Raw genomic sequence first — 20,705 nt, 5'->3', positions numbered from 1 at the left:
ATGATACGGCTAATCTCAAATAAATAATTCAAATCTTAATAATTCCCATTATGAAAAAAATATTATCAATAATGGCTTTAGCGGCCATTTTAATTTCGATGAACGGCAATGCACAAAATCAAAAGCCAAAAGAAAAAGCGAAAAAAGAATGCACAGCAGCGCAAATGAAAAAAAGCAAAAAAGATAAAAAAAGCTGTAGTGCTGATGAAATGGAAAAGTGTTCAAAGGAAAAGAAACCAGGCTGCTGCTCGGCTAAAAAATAAATTACTGTTTTTAATAATTGCTTTTAAAGTGTTTGAGAAGTCAAACACTTTTTTTTTGCTATGTGACAAAGATTACAAACCAACATTTTTTTATAGTTCAATTTTGCATCATAAAATTTAAACTATGGAAATCATTGAATTGATCAAACAACCCTGGCCATGGTATGTAGCAGGACCGTTAGTGGGCCTTACAGTACCGGCATTACTAATTTTAGGGAACAAAAACTTCGGTATCAGTGCCAACTTGCGCCATGCCTGTGCTGCTTGTCTGCCAAGAAACATTTCATTCTTTAAATACGATTGGAAAAAAGAAATCTGGAATATGTTTTTTGTAGTGGGAATTCTAATTGGTGGAGTTGTGGCTTTCCATTTCTTATCCAATCCCAATCCAATCGTTATCAATGAAGACTTGAGAACAGAATTAGCTGCCTATGGGATCACAAACCTAAACGGAATGGTACCGCCCGAAATTTTCTCCTGGGAAAATCTATTTACGGTAAAAGGCTTTTTAATGATGGTTGTAGGAGGTTTCATGATAGGTTTTGGTTCCCGATATGCAGGCGGATGTACCAGCGGGCATGCTATTTCAGGCTTGTCCAATCTGCAACTGCCTTCGCTAATTGCAACGTGCTGCTTTTTTATTGGCGGTCTTGTAATGGCCAATTTTATCCTGCCCCATATACTTTCACTTTAACAATATCATGATGGAAAATACAGATCAAAACAAAGATTTCGAAACCCGTTCACTCGACACCATCTGTGTAAATGAAAGCCATTTGAGTCACAAATGGTACCACAACATCAAATACCTTATTGTAGGCTTATTGTTCGGAATAGTATTTATCAAAGCCGAGATTATAAGCTGGTACCGAATTCAGGAAATGTTCCGTTTCCAGTCCTTTCACATGTATGGTGTTATTGGCAGTGCTGTTTTAACAGGGATGATTTCAGTCTTTCTGATAAAGAAATTCAGGCTAAAAACAATTTACGGAGAGCCAATAGAGTTTCATGACAAAACATTCAATAAAGGCCAGGTCATTGGCGGATTGATTTTTGGTTTGGGCTGGGCCATTACTGGTGCATGTCCGGGGCCTATTTTTGCCCAAATAGGTACCGGATTAACCGTCATGATTGTAACCTTATTTTTTGCCATTACCGGTACTTGGGTTTATGGTTATTTTAGGGATAAACTACCGCATTAATCCTAAAACAATCAAAATGACATCAGGGATAAAGACCCTTTTTTTGCTGTTACCCATACTTTTTTTTGCACCAAAGACAACTGCTCAGGTACATTGCAACAGTTGGTTCAGGACAACATTGAGCATTCCGTTAACTGAAAAAATAAAGACCGATGTCGAATTGCAGCATCGCAGGCAAAATGATATAGGAAATGACAATCTTTTCGATAAAACCCTAATGTACACTTTTAGAACTTGGTTCCATTACAAACAAAACAAAGATGTAGTCTATGCAATATCACCTTTTGCTTATTTTTCAAATTACAAGATTATACAAAAAGAAAGTGATGTAAACGCAAATCCATCAAACGAGCTTAGGGTATCGGCCTCTTTAGAATTACAGTATGAATTGGCAAAGAAATTCTTTATTGTCGACCGAACCGCAATAGAATACAGGATGTTTGAGGGTACGGCTGAAAATGTACTCCGATTGCGCAATCGTTTGGCCGCGAGATATGATTTCAATGCCAACTTCAACGCCAGCGTCGGCGATGAGATTTTCATCAATGTCACGGGTACAGATGCCCAGCACCTGTTCGACCACGACCGATTATTCGCCAATTTATCCTTCAAGCTTAGCCGCAGCTCAAAATTTGACCTTGGCTATATTTACATTTCTAGGCTGCCAAAGAACAATGTCGAGATAATAGATGAAAGCAATTTCTATTTGAATTACTCTTTTACGATTCTGAAAACAAACCCAAAATGATGCACTTCATCTGCTATTGAAAAATCGATGCACAGTATTTCGGCAAGGTTTGATAAAATTTGTCAATGTCAAACCTCATCCACCTCATCCATTCTCCTAACTAAAGTCTCCCTCAAAGAGTTTAAAAACTTTGTCCTGTCAGACTTCCGTAGACGCATTTCCAAAAACACCCGATGAAACTGGCCAAGCTCAACATTCAAAGCCGACTCAAAAAATTCAGCGACATCCTTGAGGTCAGAAGCACCATTATTAAAAACGCCCTCCGCATGAAGCGCATAAATTAATTCCACTAAAGCCACTTTAGATCCGGTCCATTTCTGCTTATTCGCATTCATATCATTGACAGATATCGGGATTGCCCGTTTTTCAAGCTTATGGATTTCGCCTTCAAGAAAAACCTGGATCAAATCATTAGCCATTATTTGAGCCACCTTAAAATCGTGCGAAGTAGTAAATCGATGATCCGCCTGAAAATAAAAACTATCCAACGTCAGCCGGATGTCGTGCTTCCCGCGTAAGAAATACTTTTTATCAAGGCAAGTATTTCCTGTTCGGTAATAACGATAAAAGTCCAGGTTTTCATCAAAATACATTTTCAATTTTTCCAATTCTGTGTTATAGAATTTGCGCAATATCTTTTCGCCGCCATACGGCGTGTTGGTTTCAATATTGTAAATTTCATTGTAGTAAATCAGCTTATAAACGAATTGTGGCTTAATGTGTTTAAAGAAATCTATTTCATCTTCTTTGCCCGGAAACTCATATTTGATGATAAATGTTTTGAGCTGTTCTAAAATCGATATAAGGATTTTTATAGCGTGCTCAGCATATTTGATCGGTTCTTCATGTTCCGCATGGACAAGTTCTAACTGACGATTCAATTCTGACAATAAGGTTTGAGAGTAATTTTTCATCGTAAATTATTTAGGTAGTATGCTAAAAAACAAGTCGCTGCACCAATTGGCGCAGCGACTATTAGGCTTATAAATGATGTGAATCGAAATGCATTTTATTTATTGATGATGATACCGCATACTGCCGACTTTACAATTGCTTCAGCCATGTTGGCTTCACTACCGTCGGTTCCGGCTACAATATGTCCCCACGAAATATCCCAGTCCCGATCTCTGGGCTTTCTACGATGCTTGGATGCGAAGTAAAACCCATACCGCGAAAGAGATGACGTGGTAAGTATAATCTTTTTGTCATTAGCGGTTAAGGCATTGTCGGCGACAGTTGCCGTTTCGTAATCGATAATGAAACTATAAATGTAATCGTACTCCTTTTGCAAGTCGCGGTACGTCATCAGTGACGTAATAAAAGAATTCAGGCTCAACTTTGCTCTTGACGACATGCTCGAATTGGCAATTATATCCAAAGCCGTCACTTGCTGATCGGTTAAGATATAATCAATCCTCTCGGACGTTGGCGACATGTAAGTCGCGGGACGTAATGATAAATATTCTGCGTTCATATTGGCAATATTCTCTACCTGAGATATAGTCCCGGCTGTGGTAACTGAGATATTTCCCTGTAAAAGATATGCCTCGGTGATGGCATAGTAAAGTTGCCCCGCAGCATCATAGATGTTAGTGCTGTTTTCGGGATATAATCCTGTTTTCCGAAAAACGGCTTCGTCTGTAAAATTTGTTTGGTTGTCATCACGAACGAGCGTTTCGTTCTCTGTGCTGCATGACACGAGTAAGGTTAAAATGATTGTCCATAAGGTTAATGTTTTCATGGCTTTTAATCTGTTAAAATGTTACTGATCACTTTTGGTTCTCAGTTCATTTCGCCCGGGAGATTTGAACGTTTTCAGACTGCCTCATAAACAGCCCGAGTGCTTGAATTCAGGGACAAATCTATTGGGGCAGTTTTGCCAAAACAAGCCATGCAATTCGTGAATTCGATATTGCACTTATAGAAATCACATAGCAATTTCGAAATTGCAGACCATCGATTTTCGCGAGAAATTTTAACAGTTGTTGACTTAATAATGTACATTTGAAATAATTCGCATTTTGTCACTCTTTTAGATTTTAGTTATATGATGGATAAAAAGTATTTTATTCCGTTTTGTATTTCCATGCTTTATTTTTCAGTTTATGGACAGCAGAATGGCAAAAGCCCTGTCGACACTCTTAAAGGAAAATCGTATGAATATTTTTTGGATAAATTCGAAGAGGATGAGCAAAGCGATGCCTCAAAAATTTATGGGATCGCCTATCTGAAAAAAGCCAAATCCGAAAACAATTGGAAGCATATACTTAATGCTTATAAAATCATCCTGCATCAATCAGAAAAAAGGAATCGGATTTATTATGCCGACAGCATGATATACGCCGCAAAACATACGCAGGAAAATGACTTGATTGGTTCGGCCTATCTTACCAAGGGAATTGTATACTATGATATGACCGACTATAACAACGCGCTTGATAATTACCTTATCGCCAATAATCACCTGATTGGAACCGCAGACAAGTATCTCGAACATAAAACCAAGTATAACATTGCCCAGATAAAATATTATTTAGGCTATTACGATGACGCGGCTTCACTATTCAAAGAAAGCGCGGCATATTTTAAAAATGAAGATGATATTCCATATCTCTCTTCCCTGCATTCACTGGCACTTTGCTATAGTCGGCTGGAGAAATTTGGCCAGTGCACCATAACTAATGATTTCGGAATAAAGGAAGCGTCACGTTTGGAGTATTACGAGGCAATTCCAAGGTTCGTAAACTCGGAAGGCATAAACCAATTTTTCAGAAAGAATTATAGTATCTCTATCGGAAAACTAAATGAAACGTTGCCAAGCTTCATAAAAAATAAAGATTTTGCCGGCGAAACCGTAACCTGCTTTTATCTGGGAAAAAATTATTGGGCGCTGAACCAACGTGAGAAAGCGATGCAATACTTTTTAAAAGTGAACAAGGCATTTATTGAGAGAAACTACATCTATCCTTATCTAAGAGAAAGCTTTGAAATCACGATAGATTACTATAAAAGCGAAAACGACCTTCAGGCACAATTGAAATATATCGATCAACTGCTGCTCGCCGATAAATACCTGACCAACAATTATAAGTACCTCTACGGAAGAATCCACAAAGAATACGACACCAAAAAATTACTTCACGCGAAAGGAGAAATTGAAAAATCATTGCGTTTTGAGAAACAGCAAAATATCATTTTTATAATCCTGATCGCAATACTGCTGGCCTGGCTGGGTTATATGATTTACAAATCGCGTGAAAATAAACGTAAGTTCAAAAGGCTGATGGAACGCAAAGCCCAGCAGGTTAAATTAACGGCGGAAGCCAAACTGAAGAACACCGACACCTTAAAAATGAATCCTGAGGTCAAGGCATCAATTTTAAAGCACCTCGATAATTTTGAAAGTTCAGAGAAGTTCCTTGAAAAAGGGATTACGCTGCCAAAGCTTGCCAAAAAATTCAATTCCAATATCGTCTATGTTTCCAAAGTCATTTCACATTCAAGGTTGAAGAAATCGACCGATTACATAAACGATCTTAAAATCGATTGGATCATAATTCAGCTCCGGGAAAACAGTAAATTCAGGAATTATACAAACAAAGCTCTGGGCGAAGAAGCAGGATTCAGCACCACACAGCATTTCACGAGGGCATTTTATAAGAATACGGGAATTTCACCAACATTTTTCATACAGGAGTTAAAAAGGACAATCGCAACAGGAAATTTACCCTGATTTCAAACTTTTTCTTTCACAACTTGTGATTGGCTTGTGATTTAAAACAAACCAATCGATACAATTTTGTGCCATAATCAATCAAAACGAATGATATGGCAGTTGAAATTCTCACAAAACAAGACCTCAACGAATTCCGCACATTACTTTTAAATGATTTTAGGGAGCTTCTGCAAACTAAGCCACAGCAAACCAAGCAATGGCTTAAATCTTCCGAAGTCAGGAAGTTATTGAATATCTCTCCGGGGACACTGCAAACGCTTCGCATCAACAAAACATTATCCTACACCAAAATTGGCGGAATCATCTATTATGCTAATCAGGATATCGAAAAGCTGCTGGAACAGAATACCGTCAAATCCGAACGCACATTGTTCAACTCAAAGTAATTCAGATTATGAATTACATCAAGCACTTAACCGGATTTTTTGATAAGGTGGCCAACGACAAATTGCTCAATCCAACGCACATCAGTCTGTACATCTCCCTATTCCAGTTCTGGAACTACAACCGTTTTAGAAATCCCATCAGCATTTCCCGCGACGAAGTAATGCGCATTAGTAAAATCAGTTCGAAAGCAACTTATCATAAATGCCTGAAAGCTTTGCATTCGCAGGGCTACATCAAATATGAGCCATCCTATAACCCATTCAAGGGCAGCCACGTCTTCCTGTTCAACTTTTCCGATGACCTTAAGCCGTTACCAAAATCTGAAAGAAACAGCAGTTCAAATTTTGAATCGGTTGGTAAACAGGTTCTAGACAAGCCGCAGGCTGGCACTGAAACAAGTCCTGAACTGGTTGGTGAACAAGCATTGGTACCTTCTATAAACAATACAAACAATGCAAACATTACAAACATTGAAAAGGGCTTAAACGGGCAAGCTCCCGAAAATAAAATTGAAGATGATGGGGTCCAATTTAGAAAACCCAACTATTTCTAAAGAAGAAAAAAGTTCCGCTAAAAAAGAAGAAAAAGAAATGCCGGAACGAATATCAAATGAGAAACCGAAATCATCTTATCCGGCATTCGCCGACTACAACGCGGAGCGCACTGAAACCAGTCGGCAAAAAAGTTCCGCCAAAAAAGAAATGCCGGACCGTGTACTCGATGAAAAAGGAGAAGTCTCCTCTCCGGCATTCGCCGACTACAGCGCAGAGCGCAATGAAACCAGTCGGCAAAAAGAAGAAGAAATGCCGGAACGATTGCTTGATGAAAAGTCAGATTCTTCTTCTCCGGCATTCGCTGACCACACTGCGGAGCAGACTGAACGCGGTCAGCAAAAAAGTTCCGCAAGAAAAGAAGAAGAGGTTGTCGAACACGTCCGGCAAGTTTTCTCGCGCCCAGAGGAAAAGCCACCGGATCCAGAAAAGACCTCAGCCATTCCGGCCCTACCGGATGTGCTCGCATACTTCGTCGAACAAGCTTTTCCAGAAATCGAAGCCAATAAGTTTTTCAATTATTTCCAAAGCATCGGCTGGCTTGTTGGCGGTAAAACACCAATGGCCGATTGGCCGGCCGCTGCCAGAAACTGGATGTTGAATGCTCCAAAATACGTCACCAATGAAAGAACAGACAGATCCAAACACCTCGACACCTCATCATCAAAAGACTATTCAGAGCCATTATGATTATGCAGATGTGATACGATGGATTGAGCAAAAAGGAATAGAATTATACGGAGCAAGATTCAGGATAATTGAAAGCGACCATGCTGTAATTTATCGGCTCATAGCTTATTTCCTAAGAGACGAACAGACCGCTTTTCAATTCGGCATCGATCTCGATAAAGGGGTGCTGCTGGCTGGTCCGGTTGGCTGCGGCAAAACCACGCTGATGAACGTGATGAAGCACCTGACAAAAGCAGAATACAAATTTATTGTCAAACCATGCCGCGACATCAGTATCGAGTTTATCAACGATGGGTACAGCATCATTTACCAATACAGCATTGGCAAATCTTACCATTCCGAGCAAAGGATTTATTGCCTTGACGATCTAGGCATCGAGAACAACTTAAAATATTACGGCAACGAATGTAATGTGATTGCCGAAGTGCTGCTGAGCCGATACGACATTTTCATCAGCAAGAGAATCCCAACACACATTACAACAAACCTTTCGGCAACAGAAATCGAGAATTATTACGGTGTCCGCGTACGCAGCCGATTACGCGAATTATGCAATTTGATAGCATTCGACAATAATGCAAAAGACAAGCGCTGACAAATTGCATAATCACGAACTCAAATAAAAAACAATAAAAATCTGGTGAGTAAATGGTCAACCTAATTGCCTACGACAAAAACACCAAAGACAAACGCTGATCGTCCTGTTTGTCATTCCGACGCAGGAGGAATCTCTTCAAATACTAATTATCAAATACTTCAATTATGAAAACACATGAAATCAAATTATTTTGGGAGTGGTTCTACTGCAATGAAGTCACACTTCGCTCGCTAAGAACACAAGACGCAAAAATCCAAAAGGTGTTCATTTATTGGCTCGACCGACATCTACACAATTACTGTGAAGGGCTGGACAGCATCATCATGTTTCCGGAAAAGTCAGACGACAGACTGCAGCTCGTAATATCAGCCAACGGAAACGCCGATTATTTCGACCAGGTCATTACCTTGGCAGAACATGCACCACCTTTTAAGCATTGGAAGATTGTACCATTTATTCAGCCATCAAATGATATTGATGCAATGGAAGCCGGATTGGATAAACCCTATGTTTTTAAAGACATCATCCTAAAAGCCAGTGAGCTTAAATTTATGCCGTTGGAATACGAGGATGAAAAGAAAATCGACATGATTGTTTATCTAAAGGATTTCACAGTGCACTGCAAAAACAAAAATCTGCTTCAGGTGGTTTTTATCATCATGCAGGATTTGCTTGGCGAAAAGTCGTTATTCCAAAACATCAATTTTGTTGAGTTAGCGCAGCTGCCCGAGAATGAATCGAATGAAATGATTCATCTGTTTGAGTTGCAAGCATATCTGGACAGCTTAAATAAGGAGTAGTCAATTTAACATTCGGCAGGCAAGTCAGCGATTGCAAAAATTGAATTTATTAGTAAATTAGCAGGCTATGAAAGAGAATAAAGAATTGGTCAAATTTTTAGACGCGTAGAATCAAATGTATCTCAAGGCACTCGCCGAAGTGCGCAATGGAAAGAAAGAATCACATTGGATGTGGTTCGTATTTCCACAAATCAAAGGGTTAGGATTTAGCGAAACGGCAAAGTTTTATGGCATTGCCGATTTAGAAGAAGCCGAAGCATATTTGGCACATCCAGTATTGGGAAAACACTTGATCGAAATTTCCGAAGCCCTACTAAAAATCGAAGACAAGACAGCCACCGAAATATTCGGTACGCCTGATGACATGAAATTAAGGTCGTGCATGACGTTGTTTTCAAAAGTACCTGAAACAGATAAGATTTTCGAAAAAATATTGGATAAATATTTCGGTGGCTCGCAGGACGATTATACCGAGGAGTTGCTTCAAAGAACAATCACGCAGCAATAGATGTCGTTTGCGGTTTACCAAACAATCTCTAGGCTTATTCAAATGGATTATAGAATTAAACTTTGGCAAAAAGAGTAATTTATGCCGAAGTTTAATTCTGATTTCAGCATCTATTCATTTTTAATAGCTGTTTCAAGTCGCTACTCGATCATTATCTCGCAGATAACGACTATGCTTGAATTTGGCGAAACGCAAATAATCGGGTCATTCACGAGATAGAAGTGTATAAATCGTAGCATAGCGCAACCAAGTATGATGCAACTGTTGATGATAAACTTAGCATAACATTACAGCAACTGTATCAAAAAGTAAGGCAAGTACAGTAAAACATATTGTTATTATTCGTATGTTTGATGGATATAAGCAACATTAGCATTAAATACATCAGGTTATGATGGAAGTTTCCGACATTAACTGGGTAGCAAGTAGTGATGTAGCAATAGTAGAAACTATTGGCGCATTTATCAAGCACCATCGCTTACTTCAAAACAAGACACAGCAACAGGTAGCAACTGATGCAGGAGTTAATCGTTCCACAATAGTACAACTGGAGAATGGAGAGAGTATTACGCTCCTAACACTCATACAGGTGCTGCGTGTGCTCAACTTGTTATATGTGATAGACGTGTTTCGGATAAAAGAACAACTCAGTCCGTTACAATTAGCAAAGCAGGAACAGGGAAAGAGAAAGCGTGCAAGCAGTAAAGGGAACAACGATCAAACACCGTCAGACTGGTAATGATAACAACGGCATTTGTCAATATATGGGGTGAAAGGGCTGGCGCAGTGGCATGGGATAGCGATACACTCATGGCAACATTCGAATACGACCAGGCATTTATTGCCAAGCAGTGGGATTTATCACCAATCAAGATGCCGCTCGGACTTCGCCAACGTATATTTTCATTTCCAGAACTCACGCAAAACAATACCTTTAAAGGCATGCCGGGTCTTTTGGCAGACGTCCTTCCAGACCGTTACGGTAATGAATTAATCAACGCATGGCTATCACAAAATGGTAGACCGGAAAATAGCCTTAACCCCGTAGAGATGTTATTGTTTATCGGGAAACGCGGCATGGGCGCTATGGAATTCGAACCGGTGGCCTTCCAGTCAGGTAACGGGGCATTCGATGTACAGATAGACGAATTGGTAAGGATCACCCAGGAGGTCATGCGTTCAAGGGAACATTTTGAGGCCAACTTGCAAGCCGGTGAGCAGCAAGCCATGATGGACATCCTTAAGATAGGAACCTCCGCAGGTGGTGCACGTCCAAAAGCAATCATCGCCTACAATGAAAAAACCGGCAAAGTCAAGTCAGGGCAAACGAAAGCACCAAAAGGCTTTTCCCATTGGCTAATAAAGCTCGATGGGGTAAGCGACAGCCAGTTCGGCGCTACATCTGGTTATGGTCGTGTAGAGATGGCATATTACCTGATGGCAAAGGCATGCGGCATAAACATAAGCGAGTGTCGGCTGCTTGAGGAAAATGACAGGGCACACTTCATGACGCGAAGGTTTGACCGCGAAGGTGGCGATACAAAGCACCACATGCAAACGCTATGCGCTATGCAACACTACGATTTTAATAACACAACCAGTTACAGCTATGAGCAACTGTTCCAAACCATGCGGCTATTACGGCTACCATACCCGCAAGCCGAGGAATTGTTCAGGAGAATGGTATTTAACGTCATCGCACGAAACTGCGACGACCACGCTAAGAACTTTGCTTTTCTTTTAAAGCAAAATCAGTCATGGGAATTGTCGCCCGCTTATGATGTGTGCCATGCCTATAGGCCGGGAAGCGAATGGGTAAGCCAACACAACCTTAGCGTAAATGGCAAGCGGCTCAACATTACTAAAAATGATTTGTTGGCGGTGGCAAAGGCTATGAATATTAAGAAAGCAGATGGTATTATCACTAGCATTAATGATACCGTGGGGCGCTGGAATGAGTTTGCGGAACAGGTGAATGTAGAGGGTAAATTAAGGGATGCGATAGGCAAAACGTTAATAAAGTTTTAGCGTACCTACAGTGATGGTTATAGAGTTTGCAGATGCCTTTCATGGGTTTGTATAATTTTGCTCTTGTGAAATTAGTGAAAATTCAAAAAAAGTACTCCCGGTTCGAGTACCAAAGGGGTCCCAAAACCCGGAATAGACCATTACATGATCAGGGCACTAGACGGCAAAATTGTAGACAATGCAACTCAAAAATTTTGTGAATCTTTCATTTGTTCAACATTTTTCGCTGTTCGTTTTAAATGAACATTCAAATATAATGAACAAATAATTGCAAGTATAACAGGCAGATAATGAATTTGACTTTCTCGAAAAAAAAAGACTAACTTCATTGCTTGAACGGAAAGCTTTCCGTTCAAAGGTACCTTCCCGATTTAAAATCGGGAAGGCTGGTGTAACTTAAGAACACTAACAACGGGGTTACAGTTGCACAAAATACCACCTCTTACTCTCAATCCAATCCTCAAGCTCAAAACCTACGTTCATATCAATAGGCATTATTACATTCTTGTATTAACTTTATCAATATGAACACAAAATTAATTTCACGTATCGCTTACAGCGACCTCTTCCCAAAAAAAATCAATAAAACCGAACTGATCCGTGAAATAGATACCGAAAAAGCCCTTGAATTATTGGTAATAATAAACAAGCTCGAACCACAAATACACAAAACAAATGCATCAGAGTTAAAATTTATCTTAAATGATTGGCTTGGGAACTCTTCAAAAGAGCTTAAAGATAAAATTGTCGGGCGTTATGCCGAACTCGCTAATAAAAAGTCACGCGGAAACAATGGTGAGCCAGATCTATCAGAAATTAAAATAATCAATCGCATTGCCACACTCAGAACAATCGAAATTCTGTTATCACAAGCAAATGTTGCAAATATTGTTATCGCCGATGAAACCCAGACCCTCGAAAACGTCTTTAAATTATACCTGTCCATAAATGACGAGATTTCAGAACGGCAGGATATCCTTTTTAAAAAATGGCTTCATTTAATCCATGAAAAGCCAATCGAAATCCGTTTTCATCTTTATCTCGGTTTGTCCCATATAGACCTCACCGGCGAGCCAATCTCAAAAAAACTCATGTCCGAAGTATTCAAGTTCGTCCTTTTCGACAAATGGCTAAAGTTTACCGAAAACCACCAAACAATAGCGCAGCATTTTCTAAGCAAGGTCGCCGCCAAAGACTGGTACGATTTCTTTTCTAAAGTCTTTCACATCAACAACATCGCAATAAACGAATACAAAGTCTCAAAGAAAGATTATCCTGAGCTTTACACGGTTTTAGATTATTTCTCAAACCACGAGCAGAAAAACATGGAGTGGAATGAATTAACGCTTTTACGCAAGAAGCCATTATACCAATTAAAAAACGGGGATTATCTGATACTTGATTTTGGCTTTATGATGGATAAATTTTTCTCAGGCATCTATCATGACCTTATAGAAATATCCAAAGACCATAAAAGCAATTTCCATCTTGATTACAGCAAGGAGTTTGTCGAGGAAGCATTGCTGGTAAATGCGCTCAAAGCAACATTTGGCAAATCTTACATCCAATTTTCAGAAAAAGCAATAAAATCAAAATCTTATAAAGGGATCGAAAATCTTGCCCTGCCTGATTATTATGTCAGGAATGGAAACAAGGTTTTTTTATTTGAATGCAAGAACTCATTTCTTGCCAATTCAAATAAAATCAATTTAGATTCATCTGCCATCGAAGAAGATATCAAAAAAAAATTCCTCGAAAATGCCGGAAAAAAGAAAGCAATAAAACAGCTCACTAATTTTATAAACAATGCCGATACCGGAAAGTACCGCTTTTTCGACGATTTAAAAAAACACACCAACACCATTTACTTTCCTGTTTTGGTAGTTACAGATAGTACGCTAACATCTATCGGATTCAACAAATTATTCAACGAATATTTTGATGCAGACATAAATACGATCGCTACTGATACTATTAAACGTGTCAAGCCACTTACAATTATCCACATAAATGATTTTTTACATTATAACGCCAAATTAAAAAAACTGGATGTCGAGATTTTAGGCTACTATGACTTTTTAAGGAAACAAACGGCCATCGATAGTATGGTTTCTTTTAGTACTTACTTAGATGTTGAAAGGTTGGTAGGCAAGAAGAGTACAAGTAAAAAGAATTTTGAGGAGATACTTAAAGATTCGTTTTTATCCGAATAAATCAATCACAATTTTTCATCGCTTCAATTATGGAAAACACCGAACTTTCCGAACACCTAATAAAAACCAACCCATTCGCAGCGCTAGAAAAACTATTTCTCTTTATCCAAAAGAACCCGGGTGCAGAAAAAATATCTTTCAATTCATTAGAAAAAGATATGCACTATACCATCCGGTACTGGAGTAGAAGGAAAACCGTTGACCTGCACAAAACAAATCAGCTTACTGGGGAGCATACAACAATCTTCGAAATTTCAACTTTCAAGCTGTTACGGTTGATGATCAATTTTGGTATGGTGCAGGAATACCTCACAAAACAAATATGGTTAAGCCATAAAATCAATCCCGGAAAACTCAAAAGAAACAATTGCTGGCTGGTAGACATCGACAACAAGAACGGCCAACATCAGGATATGATAAAAAGCAATAAAACGAGAATGAGGCTAAAAAAAGGGCTTAACGTTTTAGATATGGCGAAAAACATAGAATTCCTTTCACCTGATATTTTAAAAGACCGAAACGAAGGCGTTTTTATGGTTTTAAAATACAAAAGCGGCAATCTGATTTATCAGGGATTGGTATATAAATTTACCGCTTTAAGAGGCAATTATTTTTTAACAAAGCAAGATTATAACCTTAGTTCAAAACTTTCAATGGTTACGATTTATAATCTTACCGCACAAATTACATTCGATAAGAAAGAAGAGGTTCTGGCGGCATTAAAAACAATCCTTTCGAAAAAATATAGATATCTTAGATGGGTTGAAAATAAAAGTCAATTATAAATAACCCGACAGCAGCAATCAGCCTGATAAACATAAACCTGTTAAATTTCAAATAAAAAATATTGATTTATATTCCGCAAATGCTGATAAATTCATCCAGCTTTTTTTGAAAATATTCAAATAAAAAATATTCTTCAGCTAGAGAAATCTCTTCGCCGCGTTCCAATTTTTTCATAGTAGCTCCTAGATTAAAAGCATCGTCATCATAGACAGTGTCTCCAAACATAATATGTGGCATGGTGGTAAAATTCTCTGGTGTAAAATCAAATCCTTCCTTTCTCCCGTCTATGCCGCGAAGTTTGAATATTTCCAAACCAAACTCCATAAGCTTTTTCGCCCTTGAATAAAACGGTCCCGGAATCAAATTTTTTATATTTTGCTCCATGCTCAATACAACCTGTTCTTCGATATTTTTTTCAGACGATAAGTTAGAGGACGATAATAAATCAATAACATTGTATGTTCTTTCTCCTTTACTGGTTAGCAGATTCAGCAAAAGATTATAGAAGACATACCCTTTATCGCAGCTCTGCTGAAATGCCGCGGCCCTGCTATCAATGTCGTCAGAACCAAATTCCGCTAACTTCATTTTCTCCATTTCCGAAATCGGCAAATTCAGCACGATTGTTCCTATAGCGCTTGCGGTTTCTAAAGCCCAAATGATATCCGAAGCTTTCATCACATTTGCTGTTAAATGCGACACTACATTGTAAAGCGTCAGTTTTGAATTATAGATAAGCTTCTCAAGATCAGTATTAAATAATTTTTCAAGCCGCTTTCTTTCCACTATATCTTCAACAAACCCCAATGATTGAAACTTGATTTTATACTCTTCAAGCGTAGCAATTGTTTCCAATATAGAAGCAATCGAGATCGGAACTCGGGCAATAGGCACATCTGCATTCGAACGGAAACTTACGAATAATATAGGTTTCTCGGCATTAGTATACCCATTTGCCTGAAATCTCAAACCGGCAGTAACAAAGGCTTTCCAGCGTTCATGAAAAGAACCGTTTACAGCATGATGCAGTTCTGTAAAATACTCAAACAACGTATCTTGCTTACAAACGTCCCCATACATTTTAATTCGCCAAAATTCCTGAAGCTCATTGTTTGCTCTTGCATTTAAAGCATTGTATAATAGGCACAATCTTGTATGTCCCCATAGTGTAGAAATATGGTCGTTCCAATGCGCAATCTCATGCCTGAAAATTGATACATTAAAAATCCGTTGTTCATTATCTGGCTTCTTACCTAAATTTTCAATAAAATCTTTTTGCTCGAAAGAGTTCAAATCTATAACCTGGCTAAAAGTGTTATATGAAGCAATCGTTCGCGCAGCGTTCGGAAAAAGGTTATGATAGTTGTTCATTCAATAAATTGTTAGTTAAGATTCTCATTAGAAATCAACTTGATATGTCTTATACTATCCTGATTCGTTTGTCTAATTCCTTAGCCTCAAATGTTTTCGCACCTTGATCAACGACAGCAGTTCCTGAAAAAAATTCTTCGTTATACCAACGCCTTTGTTTAGTAATGCTGTCCATTGCAAACCTTAGCGATAATTGGCGATTGATATCGTTTACGCCATTTTCAAGCATATCAACGGTCGGCATCCAATCAAAAACATATCGGCATTCATCATAAGTAATCAAATCCATAAACATTTCGGTGTCTTTGGCTTTATAGCACCATCTTTTTGTATAATCAACATTGTAAAAATAAGGCGCAGTGAGCTGTCCTACAAGAATGTCCTTCAGCTGATGGAAAAGAAAAACATCGCAAAACAGGTAAGGTTTAGTGATATTCCAGTTTTTGCGAATTTTCGCCATCGAGTCACTGAGCATGTCATCATCGAAGCCCTCCGAAATAAAAAAATGAACCAATTCGACTTGCTCTAATAATTTTGCTGCATCACTGTTTAATGCAAGTTGCTTGTTGAATTTCATTTGCATCTTAGGGAAAGATTCTTTTTCCACTATAAAATTTGACAGGCTCCAAATCATAGCATTGTCGCCGGGAAAGCACAATAAGTCCTCCGCGTAATTTTCATCAAATGATTTCTTGTCAAAGTTTTTAAAAAACAATTTCACTAATTCCGGATTTGAGGCCAGCCTTTGGTAAGGTATTAATACCCCCGGCAAATCATACAAAACCCGGGTGATAAATTGGCTGTAAAACGTCGAGCTGTCATCTTTCACCATTTCTATAAAATCTTCCTGACTGATGCCGCAGCACTCAGGCGATTCTATAAAACCCCCACCCATATCTTCATAAGTTTCCGTAAAAACTTTCGGATATAGATAATTTGCAGCCAGTAAGTTCAAATCATCGCGATATTCCTTATTGTTTTCGGTGTCGTCAGGAAACGCAAAATTGGTGATCAGCGTTCCGGGAGAACTTAATTTTTGATATTGGAATACATCCCTTACAACTGACAATGTTTGCTCACTTGCTATGGTCTTACAAAAATCCAGGTAAATGATGTCAAACTTAAAAGGTAAAATTTTTAGATAATTCTGAATCTTTCCTTTATATATTTTCACAAAAGGAAATCTCGAATCAAGTGCAGATATTACGGCCTGATTATACATTTGATTGTCTGATTCAAATGCCCAGATATTTTCCGGTAAAATACCATTTTCTACCAGCACTTCAATGTCATTCTCAGGATTAGGCCCACTTAGGTAAGCCACACGCAAATCAGATGGTTTTTTCTCCCCGACAATAGCATCATAAAATGATTCCCAATGAGATATCTCTGCGCTATACAATTCTTCTGCATAGGCACGATCTATACTGTTACCTTTTTTTATGAGGTAGGCTTTTATATCTCTAACATAGCTTCTCCTGGCAACAGTTGCATCGTGGCGATTCGTTGTCAAGGTTTTAATCGCATAGGCTAACGCCTCATTTCTGGCTGCTTGTTTTTGTTGTTCTGTATATGCTTTCATAGTATCTAAAAGGTAAAGGTAATGAAATTAAGCTTTGGCAAAAAAAATATATTTTTGCCAAAACTTAATTTATAATAAAAATTATTATCTTCACATCGCATTTTAAACGGACACCAATTGGATAAGACACTCGAAAATACCGTAGATACTTATTTTGGAAGAAAAAAAAGCCTTTCAAGGAATGAACTTATACATGCCATTCTAAAAGATTATCCCTCCCTCACTTTAAACACCATCAACGTCTACTTGTCAAAGTTAAAGAAGCAGGGAATTTTAATAAATCCATCTAGGGGTATTTATTCAATCTCTAAAAAAGCCGATTTTCATCCTGAAATAGCACCTCCTCTAAAAAAGGTTTACAACAAAATACATCAGGCATTACCCTATGTAAGCTGTTGCATCTGGGATTCTCGATGGCTTAACAGCTTTATGCGCCATCAAACCTTTAAGCAATACATAGTGATCGAGGTCGAAAAAGTGGCGATGTCACAGGTTTTCAATATCATTAATGAGTTTTCAGACCACGGTTACATGGATCCCAACACATTAATTTTCGATCTTTACATTACCAATTCAGACGAAGCCATTATTATAAGGCCATTGGTGTCCGAAGCACCGTTGGCTACCGAGAAAAAAGTGGCTATACCCACACTCGAAAAACTACTTATAGATATGCTGGCCGACAAGGATTTATTTGCAGCACAACAAGGCGAGCTTGATTTTATCTTCAAGACAGCTTTCGAAAAATTTCAAATCAATACGTCAAAAATGAACCGGTACGCACTAAGAAGAAATCGGTTAACCGAATTAAATAATATGTTGAATATAATTTCGGCAAAATAAATAATTTTTGCCAAAACTTAATTGAAATGATAACACCCGAAAGCCGCAGTGAGAAGTGGATTAGAACGCTAAAACAAAAGCTTAGCAAAAGAGCCGACCCTAAACTCATTGAAAAAGTAATCAATGCATTGGTCTTTCTCGAAGAGCTAAAAATACATGGACTAGATTTTATTTTCAAAGGCGGAACAGCGTTGTTGCTGGCGACGAAAGTGCCCAAAAGATTTTCCATAGATATAGATATAATTACGCAGCAAACCCCCAAAGAAATAACTACTGTCCTAGAAGCCATTGTCAAAAAAGGCACATTTATTCGTTGGGAGGACGACAACGACCGAAAACATACGCCAGATGCACCCATAGGCCATTACAAAGTATATTATAAAAGTAAAATTGATAATGAGGTCGAAGAACCAATACTGCTCGACTTACTGTACACGCCAAACCCATATCCACAACTCATGCAAGTACCCATTACACATGATTGGTTAGACACATCCGGTGTGGTCACAACAATCAATATGCCTACGTTCGAGGCAATCCTGGGTGATAAGCTCACAGCCTTTGCGCCAAAGACAACCGGAATATTATACGCCAAGGATCGGCCGGTCGAAATCGTCAAGCAACTCTATGATATTGCTTTTCTGTTCGACAACATTACCGCACTCAATATTGTTCGCACCAGTTATAACCAGGTTGTTCAGGAAGAGATTGGTTTCCGCAAGTTGACTGTTGCAGCTATAGATGTAATGAACGACACACAGGAAGCCTGTTACACCTTATCAGAACGCAATGAGAAATCCGCCGAATTTCAGCACCTTTTTATCGGCATTCGCAACTTCGCAAACTTTACGATTATGCCGTTCAGGATAGAGGAAGCGATTGTAGCAGCGGCCAAGGTGGCATACTTGATTGAGCTGTTGAAAGACGATACAGCAACTGTAATTGAGCACTATACAAATGCAAGTGCAATCAAGGATTGGATGATAGGAAACCAACAGTACAATAAGATTAATAAATTGAAGAAGACAAACCCGGAGGCTTTTTATTATTGGTATAAGGCTTTGGATTTCTCAAACAAAATTTAATACTTCAACAATTTGCTATGAAAAATTATTGGGATATCATTATCATTAATCTGACAACTATTCTATTGGCATTATGGACTAATTACTATTTCGATGGTAAACCTGAAATGCCAATTGCAATATTAGCAACCGGAATTTCTGCAAGCTTTGGTATACGTCAATATAAAATTGAAAATGACAAAATGTTTAAGGAACTATTCCAAGCTTTTAATGAAAAGTATGATATCAAATTTAATAATGTCTTAAACTTGATAGTTGAAAAGTATCAGAATGATGCTAATTACCAATTAGATAATGACGAAAAAGCTTTACTGGTTGATTACATTAATCTTTGTGCCGAAGAATATTTATGGTATAAAAAAGGCAGAATTGACGCTGATGTTTGGTCCGCTTGGGAAAATGGTATGCGCTACTATTTTCAATTAAAGCCGATTAGTATTTGTGTTGAAATAGAGAAGACGCAAAAAGAATCATATTACGGTTTGTTTGAAAAGCTAAACCTATAATAAAAATATAACTGCTTATAATACAGGTTTTTATATTTAACTGAAATGAGATAATTAATATTACCTTTACATCAACTTATAACAAATTCGTGAGTAGAATTGAACAATTATTTGAGCAGCTTGGATATAACCGCGAAAATGGGTTATTCTATCTTGATGAGTCTGAGCAATGGCTTAATAAATTCCCTTTTCGTATAAGTAAAGTTTTAAGGGACATTATTCAACCTTATGCTTTTTACAGTTTGCATCATCATGGAGACGAAGCTTCGGAACATCCGGAACCGATTAATAATCCTATTATTCTTTTTTTCGACAAGCCAGATGAGGAAAAAACCAAAGAAATCCCCAAATGGACTTTTTGTTTTGGGCAAGCTCCGGTTGTCATAATAAATTCAGATGATTATGGCCCATTGGATATATACCACGGTTATCAGTTTGAATCTGATCATAGTTATCAATTAAAGAGTTTAGATGCAGATATTAATATAACCCGTTGTGCGGTTTAATTTCCCAAGGCATGCTTCAGATGATTTAATGGTTTTCCATTGAGGAAGTTGATGTATTGTAAAACTGCCACGCTACTTATTTTGGTACACATCCTTGCAAATAAACCGTTCAACGTTTTCGCATAATTCCGTTTCAGATATAACTGATCACACATTTGAGAGAACAAGGTTTCGATTCTTTTTCGGACATATCTGTAATTTGGGTTCCATGTGGTTTCACGCCGCTTCATATTAGCCCTTAGTGGTGTGACAAGTCGTATCCTGTCGTTTTCAAAAAGAGAAGTCTGATAGCCTAAAGTAAG

The 20,705-nt window shown here is 38.2% G+C and carries 23 protein-coding genes and 1 pseudogene; 19 read left to right on the top strand and 5 right to left on the bottom strand.

The window, feature by feature from the left end:
- Positions 1 to 50: 50 nt before the first annotated feature.
- The 4 genes from BLP55_RS15100 (at position 51) to BLP55_RS15085 (ending at position 2,213) form a co-directional block, all read left to right on the top strand.
- On the top strand, positions 51 to 263 hold the full coding sequence (locus tag BLP55_RS15100; protein ID WP_091146584.1) for a hypothetical protein: 213 nt from the start codon (positions 51 to 53) through the stop codon (positions 261 to 263).
- 124 nt (positions 264 to 387) lie between these two features.
- Entirely contained in the window at positions 388 to 957 is a 570-nt protein-coding gene (locus tag BLP55_RS15095; RefSeq protein WP_394331932.1) for a YeeE/YedE family protein, read from the top strand.
- A gap of 7 nt (positions 958 to 964) precedes the next feature.
- The gene (locus BLP55_RS15090) at positions 965 to 1,465 is read left to right on the top strand and encodes a DUF6691 family protein (protein ID WP_091146581.1); all 501 of its coding nucleotides are present in this window, start codon (positions 965 to 967) and stop codon (positions 1,463 to 1,465) included.
- Between the two features lie 16 nt (positions 1,466 to 1,481).
- Positions 1,482 to 2,213 (top strand): DUF2490 domain-containing protein, encoded by a 732-nt coding sequence (locus BLP55_RS15085; RefSeq protein ID WP_091146612.1) that lies wholly within the window; start codon positions 1,482 to 1,484, stop codon positions 2,211 to 2,213.
- A 68-nt stretch (positions 2,214 to 2,281) separates the two neighbouring features.
- On the opposite strand, the gene BLP55_RS15080 is transcribed toward BLP55_RS15085, so the two are convergent.
- Together BLP55_RS15080 and BLP55_RS15075 are read right to left on the bottom strand one after the other, a co-directional pair.
- Positions 2,282 to 3,127 carry an RteC domain-containing protein gene (locus BLP55_RS15080; RefSeq protein WP_091146578.1) on the bottom strand — a complete coding sequence of 282 codons (846 nt, stop codon included), beginning with the start codon at positions 3,125 to 3,127 and terminating at the stop codon, positions 2,282 to 2,284.
- A 95-nt stretch (positions 3,128 to 3,222) separates the two neighbouring features.
- The gene (locus BLP55_RS15075; protein ID WP_091146576.1) at positions 3,223 to 3,954 is read right to left on the bottom strand and encodes a hypothetical protein; all 732 of its coding nucleotides are present in this window, start codon (positions 3,952 to 3,954) and stop codon (positions 3,223 to 3,225) included.
- A 306-nt stretch (positions 3,955 to 4,260) separates the two neighbouring features.
- Between BLP55_RS15075 and BLP55_RS15070 the strand changes: the two genes are divergently transcribed.
- From BLP55_RS15070 to BLP55_RS15020, 11 genes are all read left to right on the top strand, one after another.
- The gene (locus tag BLP55_RS15070) at positions 4,261 to 5,946 is read left to right on the top strand and encodes a response regulator (RefSeq protein ID WP_091146573.1); all 1,686 of its coding nucleotides are present in this window, start codon (positions 4,261 to 4,263) and stop codon (positions 5,944 to 5,946) included.
- A gap of 95 nt (positions 5,947 to 6,041) precedes the next feature.
- On the top strand, positions 6,042 to 6,335 hold the full coding sequence (locus BLP55_RS15065; protein WP_091146568.1) for a helix-turn-helix domain-containing protein: 294 nt from the start codon (positions 6,042 to 6,044) through the stop codon (positions 6,333 to 6,335).
- Between the two features lie 8 nt (positions 6,336 to 6,343).
- A complete protein-coding gene (locus BLP55_RS15060; RefSeq protein ID WP_211516839.1) occupies positions 6,344 to 6,889 on the top strand; it encodes a hypothetical protein in 546 nt (181 codons plus the stop codon).
- Positions 6,855 to 7,577 carry a hypothetical protein gene (locus tag BLP55_RS15055; RefSeq protein ID WP_211516838.1) on the top strand — a complete coding sequence of 241 codons (723 nt, stop codon included), beginning with the start codon at positions 6,855 to 6,857 and terminating at the stop codon, positions 7,575 to 7,577. Before BLP55_RS15060 ends, BLP55_RS15055 begins: the two co-directional genes overlap by 35 nt.
- Complete coding sequence (locus tag BLP55_RS15050; protein ID WP_091146559.1) at positions 7,510 to 8,172, top strand: P-loop NTPase family protein; 663 nt, start codon at positions 7,510 to 7,512, stop codon at positions 8,170 to 8,172. Before BLP55_RS15055 ends, BLP55_RS15050 begins: the two co-directional genes overlap by 68 nt.
- A gap of 167 nt (positions 8,173 to 8,339) precedes the next feature.
- On the top strand, positions 8,340 to 8,975 hold the full coding sequence (locus BLP55_RS15045) for a hypothetical protein (RefSeq protein ID WP_091146555.1): 636 nt from the start codon (positions 8,340 to 8,342) through the stop codon (positions 8,973 to 8,975).
- Between the two features lie 115 nt (positions 8,976 to 9,090).
- Positions 9,091 to 9,483 carry a DUF1810 domain-containing protein gene (locus tag BLP55_RS15040; RefSeq protein ID WP_211516837.1) on the top strand — a complete coding sequence of 131 codons (393 nt, stop codon included), beginning with the start codon at positions 9,091 to 9,093 and terminating at the stop codon, positions 9,481 to 9,483.
- Between the two features lie 391 nt (positions 9,484 to 9,874).
- Entirely contained in the window at positions 9,875 to 10,222 is a 348-nt protein-coding gene (locus tag BLP55_RS15035) for a helix-turn-helix domain-containing protein (RefSeq protein WP_091146551.1), read from the top strand.
- Entirely contained in the window at positions 10,222 to 11,511 is a 1,290-nt protein-coding gene (locus BLP55_RS15030; protein ID WP_091146548.1) for a type II toxin-antitoxin system HipA family toxin, read from the top strand. The genes BLP55_RS15035 and BLP55_RS15030 overlap by 1 nt, the downstream gene beginning before the upstream one ends.
- A 524-nt stretch (positions 11,512 to 12,035) precedes the next feature.
- Positions 12,036 to 13,724 carry a hypothetical protein gene (locus BLP55_RS15025; RefSeq protein ID WP_091146545.1) on the top strand — a complete coding sequence of 563 codons (1,689 nt, stop codon included), beginning with the start codon at positions 12,036 to 12,038 and terminating at the stop codon, positions 13,722 to 13,724.
- Between the two features lie 29 nt (positions 13,725 to 13,753).
- Positions 13,754 to 14,509, top strand: a complete 756-nt coding sequence (locus BLP55_RS15020; protein ID WP_091146542.1) for a hypothetical protein — start codon at positions 13,754 to 13,756, stop codon at positions 14,507 to 14,509.
- A gap of 67 nt (positions 14,510 to 14,576) precedes the next feature.
- Here the strand turns inward: BLP55_RS15020 and BLP55_RS15015 are convergent, their stop codons facing one another.
- Positions 14,577 to 15,881, bottom strand: a complete 1,305-nt coding sequence (locus tag BLP55_RS15015) for a hypothetical protein (protein WP_091146540.1) — start codon at positions 15,879 to 15,881, stop codon at positions 14,577 to 14,579.
- Between the two features lie 49 nt (positions 15,882 to 15,930).
- A complete protein-coding gene (locus BLP55_RS17190; RefSeq protein ID WP_211516836.1) occupies positions 15,931 to 17,463 on the bottom strand; it encodes a hypothetical protein in 1,533 nt (510 codons plus the stop codon).
- Between the two features lie 117 nt (positions 17,464 to 17,580).
- Between BLP55_RS17190 and BLP55_RS15005 the strand changes: the two genes are divergently transcribed.
- The 4 genes from BLP55_RS15005 (at position 17,581) to BLP55_RS14990 (ending at position 20,403) form a co-directional block, all read left to right on the top strand.
- Positions 17,581 to 18,306 carry a DUF6577 family protein gene (locus tag BLP55_RS15005; protein WP_091146538.1) on the top strand — a complete coding sequence of 242 codons (726 nt, stop codon included), beginning with the start codon at positions 17,581 to 17,583 and terminating at the stop codon, positions 18,304 to 18,306.
- Between the two features lie 26 nt (positions 18,307 to 18,332).
- The gene (locus BLP55_RS15000) at positions 18,333 to 19,391 is read left to right on the top strand and encodes a nucleotidyl transferase AbiEii/AbiGii toxin family protein (protein WP_091146534.1); all 1,059 of its coding nucleotides are present in this window, start codon (positions 18,333 to 18,335) and stop codon (positions 19,389 to 19,391) included.
- A gap of 17 nt (positions 19,392 to 19,408) precedes the next feature.
- On the top strand, positions 19,409 to 19,897 hold the full coding sequence (locus BLP55_RS14995; RefSeq protein WP_091146530.1) for a hypothetical protein: 489 nt from the start codon (positions 19,409 to 19,411) through the stop codon (positions 19,895 to 19,897).
- Between the two features lie 89 nt (positions 19,898 to 19,986).
- A complete protein-coding gene (locus tag BLP55_RS14990; RefSeq protein WP_091146527.1) occupies positions 19,987 to 20,403 on the top strand; it encodes a hypothetical protein in 417 nt (138 codons plus the stop codon).
- Here BLP55_RS14990 and BLP55_RS17185 read toward each other — a convergent pair.
- Positions 20,400 to 20,705 (bottom strand): annotated as a pseudogene (locus tag BLP55_RS17185) (IS982 family transposase); the annotation flags it as partial. The gene BLP55_RS14990 and the pseudogene BLP55_RS17185 sit on opposite strands and share 4 nt — an antisense overlap.

The sequence above is a fragment of the Flavobacterium caeni genome, assembly GCF_900101895.1.
In the GTDB taxonomy this organism is placed as follows: Bacteria; Bacteroidota; Bacteroidia; order Flavobacteriales; family Flavobacteriaceae; genus Flavobacterium; species Flavobacterium caeni.
This window is presented reverse-complemented; position numbering and strand designations above follow the sequence as displayed.

Excerpts from the sequence above, each read along its gene's own strand:
- BLP55_RS17190 (WP_211516836.1), bottom strand. The coding sequence starts at position 17,463 with ATGAAAGCATATACAGAACAACAAAAACAAGCAGCCAGAAATGAGGCG.
- BLP55_RS15080 (WP_091146578.1), bottom strand. The coding sequence starts at position 3,127 with ATGAAAAATTACTCTCAAACCTTATTGTCAGAATTGAATCGTCAGTTA.
- BLP55_RS14995 (WP_091146530.1), top strand. The coding sequence starts at position 19,409 with ATGAAAAATTATTGGGATATCATTATCATTAATCTGACAACTATTCTA.
- BLP55_RS15060 (WP_211516839.1), top strand. The coding sequence starts at position 6,344 with ATGAATTACATCAAGCACTTAACCGGATTTTTTGATAAGGTGGCCAAC.
- BLP55_RS15065 (WP_091146568.1), top strand. The coding sequence starts at position 6,042 with ATGGCAGTTGAAATTCTCACAAAACAAGACCTCAACGAATTCCGCACA.
- BLP55_RS15025 (WP_091146545.1), top strand. The coding sequence starts at position 12,036 with ATGAACACAAAATTAATTTCACGTATCGCTTACAGCGACCTCTTCCCA.
- BLP55_RS15100 (WP_091146584.1), top strand. The coding sequence starts at position 51 with ATGAAAAAAATATTATCAATAATGGCTTTAGCGGCCATTTTAATTTCG.
- BLP55_RS15095 (WP_394331932.1), top strand. The coding sequence starts at position 388 with ATGGAAATCATTGAATTGATCAAACAACCCTGGCCATGGTATGTAGCA.
- BLP55_RS15000 (WP_091146534.1), top strand. The coding sequence starts at position 18,333 with ATGATAACACCCGAAAGCCGCAGTGAGAAGTGGATTAGAACGCTAAAA.
- BLP55_RS15070 (WP_091146573.1), top strand. The coding sequence starts at position 4,261 with ATGATGGATAAAAAGTATTTTATTCCGTTTTGTATTTCCATGCTTTAT.
- BLP55_RS15040 (WP_211516837.1), top strand. The coding sequence starts at position 9,091 with ATGTATCTCAAGGCACTCGCCGAAGTGCGCAATGGAAAGAAAGAATCA.
- BLP55_RS15055 (WP_211516838.1), top strand. The coding sequence starts at position 6,855 with ATGGGGTCCAATTTAGAAAACCCAACTATTTCTAAAGAAGAAAAAAGT.
- BLP55_RS15020 (WP_091146542.1), top strand. The coding sequence starts at position 13,754 with ATGGAAAACACCGAACTTTCCGAACACCTAATAAAAACCAACCCATTC.
- BLP55_RS15090 (WP_091146581.1), top strand. The coding sequence starts at position 965 with ATGATGGAAAATACAGATCAAAACAAAGATTTCGAAACCCGTTCACTC.
- BLP55_RS15035 (WP_091146551.1), top strand. The coding sequence starts at position 9,875 with ATGATGGAAGTTTCCGACATTAACTGGGTAGCAAGTAGTGATGTAGCA.
- BLP55_RS15075 (WP_091146576.1), bottom strand. The coding sequence starts at position 3,954 with ATGAAAACATTAACCTTATGGACAATCATTTTAACCTTACTCGTGTCA.
- BLP55_RS15045 (WP_091146555.1), top strand. The coding sequence starts at position 8,340 with ATGAAAACACATGAAATCAAATTATTTTGGGAGTGGTTCTACTGCAAT.
- BLP55_RS15085 (WP_091146612.1), top strand. The coding sequence starts at position 1,482 with ATGACATCAGGGATAAAGACCCTTTTTTTGCTGTTACCCATACTTTTT.
- BLP55_RS15050 (WP_091146559.1), top strand. The coding sequence starts at position 7,510 with ATGAAAGAACAGACAGATCCAAACACCTCGACACCTCATCATCAAAAG.
- BLP55_RS15030 (WP_091146548.1), top strand. The coding sequence starts at position 10,222 with ATGATAACAACGGCATTTGTCAATATATGGGGTGAAAGGGCTGGCGCA.
- BLP55_RS15015 (WP_091146540.1), bottom strand. The coding sequence starts at position 15,881 with ATGAACAACTATCATAACCTTTTTCCGAACGCTGCGCGAACGATTGCT.